The following is a 12,575-nucleotide window of genomic DNA, read 5'->3' as shown; positions in this document are numbered from 1 at the left end:
TTATTTCGAGGAATTTCGTACGTGGGAATCGCTCCCCATCCCTCCCGCCCCCATCAAAGCGAAGATTTTAAAAAAAATCGATATACGATTACGGGTTTTCCACATATTTTTTGGAAGTAGTAAGATTGGAGTATTAAGACTTAGCGACGCATTACAAAAAAAATCTTAATTTGGAGGTAAAAGTTATGCTTTCGTAAAAATTGTCTGTTACCACAGTATCACTCCTCTTAATCCAATTCCAAATCGAAGGTTCGGCGCAGCTTATCAAGCAACGGATTAATTTCTTCCAAGCGGTTGTACTTGTCTTGAGGTGTAATATACCGTTTCGGCTTTGCGTTTTCATTAACCGCTACTTCGATGTCGATGTCGTGATTTTTCAAATGTCCGCGCAAATACCCCAAAAGTGCTGGAATTTCCTTTTCAAAATCGAGCTTAGAACCTTCGTTCGGAAAAGTCACAAAAACTTGCGTTCCTTCCAAGCGCGGCTCGTTCATCAGCAGTAACGATTCGGCAATTTTTTGTCCGCTATCCCCTAATTTCTGCGCATATTTCGACCAGTAAATGCGAAAATCTGTTTCCGTAAACGATTCGCGCAGATGTATATCGGTAGATGGTCGGAGTTCCAATCCCGCTGCTTTTTGCAGTTCTTTTTTTAACGCTAAGGCTTTTAATGACGTTGCCGAAACATACGAACCGCTTGCTACTGCGGGTGTTGGCGGACTACTCGGTGCAGCTTGTTTTGCTATTTCTGCTGCCTGATTTTCGACTTCAGCAGAAGTAACTGCTGGAGTCTCAGTTGGTGTACTTTGGTTGCTAACTGCGGGCGTTTCTTGTACAGCGACCTGACCGTTAGGTGGAATTATGAAAAACCTAGATTTTTTTTTTCAGGGTCGGCAGTAAGCGAACAAATTTGCATCAGGCAAAGTTCGAGCAGTAATCGCTGATTTTGAGACGATTTGAAGTTTAAATCGGCCGCATTTGCCAAGTCTATAGCGCGCAACAAGAAATCTACCGTTACCGTTTGCGATTGTGCGGCATATTTTTGTTTGGTAAGTTCGCCAGCTTCAATTAAATCGAGCGTTCCCGGATTTTTCACCATAAGTAAATCGCGAAAATGTAAGCCCAATCCAATAATAAATTGATGGCTATCGAATCCGCGACTCAAAATATCGTTAAACTGAATTAATGCCGCAGGAATATTCGCTTGACGCAGATTTTCAGTCATTTCCAGATACACATCGTAATCTAAAACGTTTAGGTTCTCGCTAACAGCTTTTCGACTCAGATGATTTCCGGCGTAGGTAACAACACGATCAAAAATCGACAATGCGTCGCGCATGGCACCATCTGCTTTTTGAGCGATGATTTGCAGAGCTTCGTCTTCAACAGTAACATTCTGACTTTTAGCTACTTCTGCTAAATAATTTTTAGCGTCAGTTACGGTTATGCGTTTGAAATCAAAAATTTGGCAACGCGATAAAATCGTTGGCAGTACTTTGTGTTTCTCGGTGGTCGCTAAAATGAAAATGGCGTAGGAAGGCGGTTCTTCCAAGGTTTTTAAAAATGCGTTAAAAGCAGCGAGCGAGAGCATGTGCACCTCGTCGATGATATATACCTTATATTTTCCGGTTTGCGGCGGTATACGCACTTGCTCGGTAAGCATTCGAATGTCATCTACCGAGTTATTCGACGCCGCATCGAGCTCAAATACGTTGAATGAAAAGTCTTCATTCGGATCGTCGTAATCGGGCTGATTTACTTTTCGGGCTAGAATTCGCGCGCAGGTTGTTTTCCCAACACCACGCGGACCCGTAAACAGTAGGGCTTGCGCCAAGTGATTTGTTTCGATAGCACGCAATAAAGTAGAGGTAACAGCCTCTTGGCCAACTACATCTTTAAACGTGGTTGGGCGGTATTTACGAGCAGAAACGACGAATTGATCCATAAACGTATGTCTGCAACAAATATATTAATCTGTTTCAGAATGCCTCTTCTTTTTTCAAACTTAATTCCCAAATTCCGAGCAAGATTTTAAAATCAATTCAATCGTTTGATTTATTGAGTATTATGGAAAATCATGTGCATTTTATGCTACAATTTCCTTAGGAAACCGATATTTCCAACCTTGAAATTCAAACGTTAGTTATCAACAAGGGGCAGTTCATGAATCGACTTCTTTTCTTGTAAAATTGCAGAGAATTGGATTGTTTAGCGTGTAAAATCGCAAGTGCGTTACCGACTATTGCATGTTCAAAAAAAGTAGTGAATTTTCTTTCGAAGGAAGGTGCTGCGCAATCTTGAAATTACTTTCTTTGTAAAAATCTAATTGATATGACATTAAGGTATTATGTGCTCTTAGCTTGTGTGCTTTTCTTTCAACTCCAGGCGCAAGAAAAAGAGGAATCGGTTTACAATTACAACGAAACGTTTGGTCCGGGATTTTACACAGATCATCCGTCGGGAACCAGAAGCACTTCGGGAGCTCCGGGATATGCGTATTGGCAAAATCGCGCCGACTATGATTTGAAAGTTACGCTCGACGATCAAAATCGAACGGTAGCTGGAACAGCAACAGTTAAGTACACCAACAACAGTCCGGATAATTTGCCGTTTTTGTGGATGTATGTGGAACAAAATCTCTTTAGAGAAGATTCACGCGGAAATGCAGTTGTTCCTTTAAAAGGTAGTCGCAACGGATCTCGTGGTGAGAAGTTCGACGGCGGACACAAAATCAAATCCGTTAAAGTAGTATCGACAGTCGGTAAAACTACCACTGAAAAAGAAGTTCCTTTTCGTATTTACGATACGCGCATGCAAGTTGATTTACCCGCGGCATTGAAAGCAAAAGGCGGACAAGTTACGCTGAAAATTGAGTTTTCATTCGTAATTCCAAAACAAGGAAGCGACCGTCTGGGCATTTACGAAACACCAGCTGGTAACATTTTTCAAATCGCACAATGGTATCCTAAACTTTGTGTATACGACGATATTTCAGGATGGAATACTTTGCCCTATCTCGGAGCTGGCGAATTTTATCTGGAATATGGCGATTTTAACCTGAGCGTAACTGCGCCGGCAAATCACATTGTAGTTTGCGGTGGTGCGTTACAAAATCCTGCTGAAGTTTACACATCCGAACAACAAAAACGCTGGACAGCAGCTGCAGCATCCGATAAAACGGTATTTATACGTACAGCAGAGGAAGTTTCGAATGCAAATTCGCGACCAACAGGTAAAAGTACACTTACTTGGAAATACGCGTTGAAGAATTCCCGCGATATCGCTTGGGCATCGTCGGCTTCTTTTGTTATTGATGCCGCTAGAATCAATCTTCCCGGAGGTAAAAAGTCGCTTGCAATTTCGGCTTATCCAGCAGAAGTAAAAGACAATGACGGTTGGGGAAGATCAACAGAATACACCAAAGCATCTATCGAACACTATTCTGAAAAGTGGTTTCCGTATCCGTATCCCGTAGCCGTGAATGTTGCTGGCGTAGTAGGCGGAATGGAATATCCAGCCATTGTTTTTTGTGAAGCGGAAGCAAAAAAAGCAGCATTATGGGGCGTAACCGATCACGAATTTGGTCACATTTGGTTCCCGATGATCGTAGGAAGCAACGAACGTATGTACGCGTGGCAAGACGAAGGTTTCAATACGTTTATCAATAGTTTAAGTACGGCTGCTTTTAATGGTGGCGAATATGATAATCCGAAACCAGACCGTCATGCCATGGCAGAAGTGCTTACAGGAAAAGAATTAGAACCTGTAATGGTTGCGCCAGATAACTTGCAAGAGCGTAACTTAGGTTTATTAGCCTACGAAAAGCCTTCTACGGCACTCGAAGTATTGCGCACACAAGTACTCGGAGAAGAGCGCTTTGATAAAGCATTCAGAACGTATATCGAGCGTTGGGCGTACAAACATCCTACACCATACGATTTCTTTAGAACCATGGAAAACGTTGCCGGCGAAGATTTATCTTGGTTTTGGCGTGCTTGGTTCAAGAATAATTGGAAACTCGACCAAAAGATTGTAAAGATAAAGTACCCGAAAAACGATCCTAAGCAAGGTTCGATTATCACCATCGAAAACCTTCAGCAAATGGCTATGCCGGTTACGTGTAAAATTACGTACAAGTCGGGCGGATCGCTAACAGTGAAATTACCGGTAGATATCTGGCAACGCAATAAAGTGTGGACATTTAAGGCCGACTCGACCGAAGAAATTGGAAACATCATGTTAGATCCCGATAAAGTTTTGCCAGACAGCAATCCGGCAAATAACCTTTGGAACTCGGTTACAGGTGAAATTGAAAAAGCACCAGACTTTGAGAAATTCGTGGGAACATACAAAAGCGATAAAGCTCCTGTGACCTTAAAATTCACAAATGAAGACGATGAATTGAATATCGAAATTGTAGGTCAAGGAAAATTCCCAATTCAATCATCAGGTCCAAACAAGTTTTCATTTCCGGAAGCTGGTTTAACTGTTGAGTTTTTAGAGGACGGAAAGACCGCTAATATTAATGTTCAAGGACGATCTATTCCTTTTACAAAGCAGTAAGAACGTTTTATCGACTTTTTAAAGCCTGAATTTAAGTTACGAACTTGAATTCAGGCTTTGTTTTCTAAAATGCTTAGCGAATAAACCGTTGATTACTGTCCATATCACTTCTTTAATTTCAGAAATGCTTGCTTATAGTTGTTTCGTTTACCAAAGTACAGTACTAAAGTTAGAATGAAAATCGCAACCATGGGCGGCGTAGTAAATTGTTTTCAGCATATCGCTATTTTTATGGAAATCGATTTTGAGGAACGAGTAAGTAGCTTGCAATTCGATAGATTTCTATTTTTCTGAGCTTAAAATTCTTCTAACAATTTCAGGATTAATAACTTTTTTGTACTTTTGCGCACCTTTTCAAGGCAGTGGAATGTGAGAAAAGGGATGAACTAATTTATTGAAAAACAACTTCTGAAGGTTTTTGCTGCAGCATTCCGAAACATCAGAATACAAATTTTTAAATCAGATTATGTCTGAAACAGTAAACAAAGAACAGTTTTTAGCGGACTTTAACTGGCACAATTTCCAAGAAGGAATTGACGCGGTTGACGAAAAAAACTTGAAAGAATTCGAGGAATTAGTTGCTAAAACGTTCATTTCAACGGATCAAGAAGAGGTTGTAGAAGGTGTTGTAGTTCGTATCACAGACCGCGATGCGATTGTTGACATCAATGCAAAATCTGAAGGTGTAATTTCCCTTAACGAGTTCCGTTACAACCCAAACCTTAAAGTAGGCGACAAAGTAGAGGTACTTATCGACATCCGTGAAGACAAAACCGGACAGTTGGTACTTTCTCACAGAAAAGCACGTACCATCAAAGCATGGGATCGCGTAATTGCTGCTCATGACTCAGGTGAAATCGTAAATGGTTTTGTGAAATGCAGAACTAAAGGAGGTATGATTGTTGACGTATTCGGTATCGAAGCGTTCTTACCAGGTTCACAAATCGATGTGAAGCCAATCCGCGATTACGATCAGTACGTGAATAAAATGATGGAATTCAAAGTGGTGAAAATCAACCACGAATTCAAAAACGTTGTGGTTTCTCACAAAGCGCTTATCGAAGCTGATATCGAAGTTCAGAAGAAAGAAATTATCGGTCAGTTAGAAAAAGGACAAGTTCTTGAAGGCGTTGTGAAAAACATTACTTCTTACGGTGTGTTCATCGATTTAGGAGGTGTAGACGGTTTGATTCACATCACCGACCTTTCTTGGTCACGCATCAACCACCCAAGCGAAGTATTGGAGCTTGATCAGAAATTGAACGTAGTAATTCTTGATTTCGATGATGAGAAAACAAGAATCCAATTAGGTTTGAAGCAGCTTAATGCACACCCATGGGATGCTTTAGATGCAAACTTGAAAGTAGGCGATAAAGTAACTGGTAAAGTTGTTGTTATTGCTGACTACGGTGCATTTATCGAAGTTGCTGAAGGTGTTGAAGGTTTAATCCACGTTTCTGAAATGTCTTGGTCTACGCACTTGCGTTCTGCTCAAGATTTCGTAAAAGTTGGCGATACTGTTGAGGCAGTTATCTTGACACTCGACAGAGAAGAGCGTAAGATGTCGCTTGGTGTAAAACAAATGACTCCAGATCCATGGACAGATATCACCGCGAAATACCCTGTTGGTAGCAAGCACGTAGGTATCGTTAGAAACTTCACTAACTTCGGTGTATTCGTTGAGTTAGAAGAAGGTATCGACGGATTGATCTACATTTCTGATTTGTCTTGGACTAAGAAAATCAAGCACCCATCTGAGTTTGTTAGCGTAGGCGAGAAACTTGATGTAGTAGTGTTAGAATTAGATGTTGACGGACGTAAACTTTCGTTAGGTCACAAACAAACACAAGCAAATCCTTGGGATAAATACGAAGATTCATTCGCAGTTGGAACCGTTCACAACGGAACAATCAGCGAGATCGTTGACAAAGGTGCTACTGTAGAGTTTAACAGCGATATCGTAGCGTTCATCCCAACTCGTCACTTAGAAAAAGAAGACGGTAAGAAATTGAAAAAAGGAGATGCAGCTGATTTCAAAATCATTGAATTCAACAAAGAGTTCAAGCGTGTTGTAGCTTCGCATACTGCTATTTTCCGTGAGGAAGAAGAGAAGAATGCAAAAGCTGCTGTTGAAACAGCTAACAACAACCAAGTAACATCTACACTTGGTGATAACAACGACATCCTCGCTGCTTTGAAAGCGAAGATGGAAAAAGGTGGAAAATAATCCTTATTAATTCTGAGAGAAAGCCCGGCATTGTCGGGCTTTTTTTATGGGATAGTACTTCAGAATAATAAGAATCAGCTTTTTTAGTTTTTGGGCAATGCGCCGCAACGATTTTGCTTCATCGAAAATGAGTGCAAGCGTCGCCCGCGCTTTCTGCTACAACTCCTCGCTTCGTCGTGCCTCCTCGCTGTGGGGTTTTCGCGTCAATCGCTATTGCGGGAGCGATACTCAGCGACGTTCACCACTGCATGTATCATTTTTTGGGAAGCTAGTCCCGATAGCTATCGGGATCGTGACGTTTACCACTTAACGTATCAGTTTGCCCTCCTGAGCCCGCGCATCGTCGGTACCTGAGTATGTCGAAGGCGGCATTGCGTACATCGTGAAAAACTTCGTGAAACATAGTGCTCCATTTTCCCTTTTTTTTCATTCTCACGCTTTCTTTCTATTTTTTTGCTTTTTCCATTTTTTCTATTCCTAACTTGCACCTTTCCCGCGCGAACGGGTGCAGCGATATCCTTTTTTGCGCTTCGGTATTTCCACTACTGTTTTGGCAAAAAAGATAAAGCGGAACACGTGACGGCGTGCACACTTTTTGCGCAGCGACGACTCGTGTGCCGGCGCGCCCAAATTACCTAAAGAATTATTCTAACTGGCATGATTATTGACCATTTGGAATTGTCGGGATGTATATCCCCACTCCTTCCCTTCTAGGGAGCAACTATATATCAAGATCGCGGACTACGGTTCGCGATTTTTTTTATCGGTGTCGTCCTCAAACTTAAAATTTCGAAGTTGCGGAACCTTAGCAAACGTAAACAATACCACGCCCAAGGTGATGCAGCCGCCAACGACAACCGCCCGAACCGTTCCCAGCCAATGCGCCATTAAACCACTTTCGAAATCGCCCAACTCATTCGAAGAACTGACAAACATGGTATTAACCGCTGCCACTCTGCCACGCATGTGATCGGGAGTAGTGAGCTGTAAAATAATCGAACGAATAACAACCGAAACAGCGTCGAACATACCCGATAAAACCAACATAGCAAGCGACAAATAGAAATTTTTCGAAATTCCAAAAATGATGATGCTCACGGCAAAACCGCCCACACACCAAAACAATTTTATGCCGGGTTTGGTTTTTAGAGGCAGAAACGCCAGCAATCCTAACGTAAGTAAAGCGCCAATTCCGGGAGCGGCTCGAAGTATTCCGTAACCCATATCGCTAATGAACAAAATCTCTTTTTGATATACCGGAAGTAGCGCGATGGCTCCGCCGAACAGCACCGAAAACAAATCGAGACACAAAGCAGAAAACAAAACCGGCGTTTTAAACACAAATTGTAAGCCTTCGCGAACGCTGCGCAAAACCGGCTCTTTTACCAAAACTTCGTGCGCTTGTGGCTTTATCGACGTTGTTACTAGCAGCATTACAACCTGAACGGCAACAATAAAAATCAACGCGTTTTCGATTCCGAGTAACGCAATAGAAAATCCGGCGGTTAAGGGTCCGATTACCGCGCCAAGTTGCCAAGACATAGACGACCACGACGTAGCATTGGGATACAGCGACTTGGGCATGATTTTTCCAAAGAGTGAAAAGATAGACGGACTATAGAACGCGCGCAGTACGCCGCCTAAAAAGACCAAAACAAATATGCAAACCACTTGCAGCGAACGATCTGCAAACGGAAAATACGCTACGCCAACCAACAGTACGCTTACAAGTATGTAACCTAATATGCAAGCAAGTACCATTTTTCTTTTCTCGGTATGATCGACGATATAGCCCGAAAAAAACGAGATGCCCACGGCTGGAATTACCTCCGCCAAACCTATTAATCCGAGTGTTAGCTTGTCTTTTGTTAATTCGTAAATCCAGTAGAAAATGATGGTGGTTTGCATGTTTAGTGAAAAAACCACTCCAAATCGGCTTGCTAGAAATATTTGAAATTCGCGGAGCAGCAGCGACGGATTTTTCTCGAAAAAAGATTGTTTCATAAATTGGTTGTCAGGTTTTTCACCATCACAAAATCTTCCATTAAATACCCGTTTCCGATGGCAATATCGACCGTTTCAGAAACAGTAAAACCGCACTTGTCGTAAAAATGCTTCGCCGGATTATATCGATTTACGTTTAACTCGATTGTAAGTTGTTGTTGTTCTTTAAGATAGTGCTCAACTTCTTGCCAAACTTTTTGTCCGATTCCTTTGCCTTGCGTAGCTGTTTTCAGATACAGCTTATGTAAACGGGCGTTTCCTGCTGTTTTGTAATCGCATTGAACAGCTAGAAATCCGATTGTCTGTTCGTGTTGACGAATGAGAAAGAAATCTTGTCCGTTTTGCATTTGCGTGAGTAGACTTTCTTCGGTATAAAACAAATCGAGCATATAGCTGATTTGCTCTTGCGAAAGAATACTGCCGTAACAATCGGGCCAAATTTCGCGCGCTAGAGTTTTTATACTTGATATATCGGCAGCAGAGGCGGCAATTAACTGCACGCTACTCATCCGTGGATCGCTTGTTTTGTGCCGTAGTTTGCGATTACGGAAGCTTCGTAATCAAGCCATTCGCGCCAACGTTTTTCGACATCGATTCCTTGTCCGTATTTTCTTGCGTAATGAATAAAAGTGGTGTAATGCTGTGCTTCACTTTCCATAAGTTCGCGATAAAATGCGGCCAGTTCAAGATCGGGAATGTGTTCCGATAAAACTTTAAAACGTTCGCAGCTGCGGGCTTCGATCATAGCTGAAAACAGCATACGTTCCACAAAACCCGAAACGCGGCTGCCGTTATTTTGTTGCTTCATGTATTTGGCGAGCTCGCCTACATAATCGTCTTTACGCTCCCGACCCAAAGCAAGTCCGCGTTTTTTAATCATTTCGTGAACTTGCTCAAAATGATCGATTTCCTCTTTGGCTACGCGCAACATATCGGTAACTAAATCCTGATATTCGGAATTAATCGTAATAATAGTAATGGCGTTCGATGCCGCCTTTTGTTCGCACCAGGCGTGATCGGTTAAAATTTCTTCAATATTCTCGTATGCAATATCAACCCAACGCGGATCGGTTGGCAATTGCAAGCGCATCATCGACATAAATTTTCTCTTTAAAATACAAACATGGCTCTTTCGCTCATCATTTCATTCACTTCTTCTGCGACAGCTTCCAAAACAGCTTCATTTTCGTGATTCATGATTACGCGATCGATCAAATCAACAATAGTACTCATATCCGATTCCACTAAACCGCGAGTAGTAATTGCTGGAGTTCCGATTCGAATTCCAGAAGTTATGAACGGCGATTTGTCATCAAACGGAACCATATTTTTATTCACGGTAATTTCGGCTTTTACCAATGCGTTTTCGGCTTGCTTTCCGGTGATGTTTTTGTTTCGTAAATCGATAAGCATCATGTGATTATCCGTTCCGCCGGAAATAAGGTGGTATCCTTTTTCTACAAAACAACGTGCCATTTCTTTAGCATTGCGTTGAACTTGTAAGGTGTATCGGAAAAACTCGTCGGTTAACGCTTCACCAAATGCCACCGCTTTTGCAGCGATGATGTGCATTAACGGTCCGCCTTGATTACCCGGAAATACAGCTAAATCCAAAAGGTTCGACATCATTTTCAAATCGCCTTTTGGTGTTTTGAGTCCAAACGGATTTTCAAAATCTTGTCCCATCATAATCATACCTCCACGCGGACCACGTAAGGTTTTGTGCGTGGTTGTGGTTACGATATGACAATGTGGAATCGGGTCGTTCAACAATCCTTTGGCAATTAAACCTGATGGGTGTGAAATATCGCCCAATAAAAGTGCGCCACAAGCGTCGGCTATTTCTCTAAATCGTTTAAAATCCATGTCACGCGTGTACGCCGAAGCTCCAGCGATGATCATTTTAGGCTGTTCGCGCATGGCAATTTCTTCGATTTTATTGTAATCGAATTGCCCTGTTTCGGCTTCTACACCGTAAAAGGCGGGCTTGTACAATTTTCCCGAGAAATTTACTGGCGAACCGTGCGTTAAGTGTCCTCCGTGAGACAAATCGAATCCCAAAATCTTGTCGCCCGGTTGCAAGCAAGCTGCGTAAACAGCGGTGTTTGCTTGAGAACCCGAGTGTGGTTGCACGTTTGCATACGCAGCACCGAACAGAGCTTTTGCACGATCGATGGCAATTTGCTCGACGATGTCGACAACTTCGCAGCCGCCGTAATAGCGTTTACCTGGATATCCTTCTGCATACTTATTGGTCAAACAAGAACCTGCAGCTTCCATAACTTGGTCGCTTACAAAGTTTTCTGAAGCAATTAATTCGATACCGTGTAGCTGACGGTCTTGCTCATCCATAATCAAATCGAAAATCTCACGATCTTGTTGCATAACAGCTAAAATTTTATTGTGCTCAAAAGTACGAATTTGGTTTTTTTAATTGGTAAGAAATAATACATTTGAACACGTTTCTCAATAAAAAATCTATGCCAATTACTGCAAATAATCCGAATAGAAAATCTTGGTTAGCTGTTGCTCCAGAAAGCGATTTCCCGATTCAAAACATTCCTTTTGGTGTTTTCTTAACCAAAGACGATGTGATTACAATCGGTACACGAATTGGCGATTACGCCATCGATTTAGGCGCGCTGCAAGCACTTAACTACTTTGCAGGCATCGAGTTAACCGACGATATGTTCATGCAAGATACGCTCAATGATTTTATCAGCGACGGAAAAAAGACTTGGCGATTGGTACGCAACAGAATTGCCGACATTTTTGATGAAAACAATCCGGAACTGCGCGATAACGAAGAAGACAAGGAACAGGTTATCTACCATATTTCGGATGTAGAAATGCAATTGCCGGTTCAAATTGGCGATTATACCGACTTTTATTCGAGTCGCGAGCATGCTACAAACGTCGGAAAAATGTTCCGCGACCCTGAAAATGCCTTACTGCCAAACTGGCTTCACATTCCGGTAGGTTATCACGGACGAAGTTCTAGCATCGTACCAAGCGGAATTCCAGTGCATCGACCCATGGGACAAACGCTTCCGGCAGGCGAAAACACGCCGCTTTTCGGTCCGAGTCGCACTATTGATTTTGAATTAGAAATGGCGTTTATCACGACAGATGCTAATATTATGGGCGAGAATATTCCAGTTCATGAAGCCGAAGATTACATTTTTGGTATGGTTTTGCTCAACGATTGGAGCGCCCGTGATATCCAGAAATGGGAATACGTTCCGCTAGGACCATTTTTGGCAAAGAATTTTGCGACTTCAATTTCACCGTGGATTGTTACTATGGACGCCTTAGAACCTTTTCGAACAAAAGGGCCAAAACAAGACCCTACTCCTCTGCCCTACTTGCAACAAAAAGGAAAGCACGCATTCGACATTAATCTAACCGTTGAAATAAAACCAGAAAACGCCGAAAGCACAGTGGTTTGCCATTCGAACTTTAAGTATATGTATTGGTCGATGTCGCAGCAATTAGCGCACCACACCTCAAACGGTTGCCGCGTCAATTCGGGCGATATGATGGGAAGCGGTACCATTTCTGGGCCAACTCCCGATTCGTTCGGATCGATGTTGGAATTAACTTGGGGTGGAAAAAATCCGATCAAATTAAACGATGGAACCGAACGTAAATTTATCAACGACAACGACACGGTAATTATGAAAGGTTTTTGTAAAAATGCCGATGTGCGCATCGGATTTGGAGAAGTTTCCTCGAAACTCCTGCCGCCTTTCGTAAGAAGCTAAGTTCCTTAAATTGACGT

9 protein-coding genes are annotated in these 12,575 nt (G+C 42.2%); 3 read left to right on the top strand and 6 right to left on the bottom strand.

Annotated features, from left to right (window positions below; translation table 11 throughout):
* Positions 1-227: 227 nt before the first annotated feature.
* Both Q0064_RS12325 and dnaX read right to left on the bottom strand, forming a co-directional pair.
* A complete protein-coding gene (locus Q0064_RS12325; protein ID WP_298148518.1) occupies positions 228-626 on the bottom strand; it encodes a hypothetical protein in 399 nt (132 codons plus the stop codon).
* A gap of 233 nt (positions 627-859) precedes the next feature.
* Complete coding sequence (gene dnaX, locus Q0064_RS12320) at positions 860-1,945, bottom strand: DNA polymerase III subunit gamma/tau (RefSeq protein ID WP_298148517.1); 1,086 nt, start codon at positions 1,943-1,945, stop codon at positions 860-862.
* A gap of 386 nt (positions 1,946-2,331) precedes the next feature.
* Here dnaX and Q0064_RS12315 point away from each other — a divergent pair, with 386 nt between their 5' ends.
* Together Q0064_RS12315 and rpsA are read left to right on the top strand one after the other, a co-directional pair.
* Positions 2,332-4,563 (top strand): M1 family metallopeptidase, encoded by a 2,232-nt coding sequence (locus tag Q0064_RS12315; protein WP_298148516.1) that lies wholly within the window; start codon positions 2,332-2,334, stop codon positions 4,561-4,563.
* A gap of 466 nt (positions 4,564-5,029) precedes the next feature.
* On the top strand, positions 5,030-6,790 hold the full coding sequence (gene rpsA, locus Q0064_RS12310; RefSeq protein WP_094486184.1) for a 30S ribosomal protein S1: 1,761 nt from the start codon (positions 5,030-5,032) through the stop codon (positions 6,788-6,790).
* A gap of 741 nt (positions 6,791-7,531) precedes the next feature.
* Here rpsA and Q0064_RS12305 read toward each other — a convergent pair.
* The 4 genes from Q0064_RS12305 to glyA are packed head-to-tail and all read right to left on the bottom strand — an operon-like array spanning position 7,532 to position 11,179.
* Entirely contained in the window at positions 7,532-8,794 is a 1,263-nt protein-coding gene (locus Q0064_RS12305) for an MFS transporter (protein WP_298148515.1), read from the bottom strand.
* Positions 8,791-9,303 (bottom strand): GNAT family N-acetyltransferase, encoded by a 513-nt coding sequence (locus Q0064_RS12300; protein ID WP_298148514.1) that lies wholly within the window; start codon positions 9,301-9,303, stop codon positions 8,791-8,793. Before Q0064_RS12300 ends, Q0064_RS12305 begins: the two co-directional genes overlap by 4 nt.
* Complete coding sequence (locus Q0064_RS12295) at positions 9,300-9,887, bottom strand: tRNA-(ms[2]io[6]A)-hydroxylase (protein WP_298148513.1); 588 nt, start codon at positions 9,885-9,887, stop codon at positions 9,300-9,302. Before Q0064_RS12295 ends, Q0064_RS12300 begins: the two co-directional genes overlap by 4 nt.
* A 17-nt stretch (positions 9,888-9,904) precedes the next feature.
* Complete coding sequence (gene glyA, locus Q0064_RS12290; RefSeq protein WP_298148512.1) at positions 9,905-11,179, bottom strand: serine hydroxymethyltransferase; 1,275 nt, start codon at positions 11,177-11,179, stop codon at positions 9,905-9,907.
* Between the two features lie 95 nt (positions 11,180-11,274).
* Between glyA and fahA the strand changes: the two genes are divergently transcribed.
* The gene (gene fahA, locus Q0064_RS12285; protein WP_298148511.1) at positions 11,275-12,558 is read left to right on the top strand and encodes a fumarylacetoacetase; all 1,284 of its coding nucleotides are present in this window, start codon (positions 11,275-11,277) and stop codon (positions 12,556-12,558) included.
* The last annotated feature ends 17 nt before the right edge of the window (positions 12,559-12,575 follow it).

The organism is Flavobacterium sp., from assembly GCF_027490375.1.
Classification (GTDB): domain Bacteria; phylum Bacteroidota; class Bacteroidia; order Flavobacteriales; family Flavobacteriaceae; genus Flavobacterium.
Note: the sequence above shows the minus strand (reverse complement) of the source record. Positions and strands in the feature narration are given on the sequence as shown.

Bases quoted from the DNA above. Each gene is read 5' to 3' on its own strand.
- dnaX (WP_298148517.1), bottom strand. From the start codon at position 1,945: ATGGATCAATTCGTCGTTTCTGCTCGTAAATACCGCCCAACCACGTTT.
- Q0064_RS12315 (WP_298148516.1), top strand. From the start codon at position 2,332: ATGACATTAAGGTATTATGTGCTCTTAGCTTGTGTGCTTTTCTTTCAA.
- rpsA (WP_094486184.1), top strand. From the start codon at position 5,030: ATGTCTGAAACAGTAAACAAAGAACAGTTTTTAGCGGACTTTAACTGG.
- Q0064_RS12305 (WP_298148515.1), bottom strand. From the start codon at position 8,794: ATGAAACAATCTTTTTTCGAGAAAAATCCGTCGCTGCTGCTCCGCGAA.
- Q0064_RS12300 (WP_298148514.1), bottom strand. From the start codon at position 9,303: ATGAGTAGCGTGCAGTTAATTGCCGCCTCTGCTGCCGATATATCAAGT.
- Q0064_RS12295 (WP_298148513.1), bottom strand. From the start codon at position 9,887: ATGATGCGCTTGCAATTGCCAACCGATCCGCGTTGGGTTGATATTGCA.
- glyA (WP_298148512.1), bottom strand. From the start codon at position 11,179: ATGCAACAAGATCGTGAGATTTTCGATTTGATTATGGATGAGCAAGAC.
- fahA (WP_298148511.1), top strand. From the start codon at position 11,275: ATGCCAATTACTGCAAATAATCCGAATAGAAAATCTTGGTTAGCTGTT.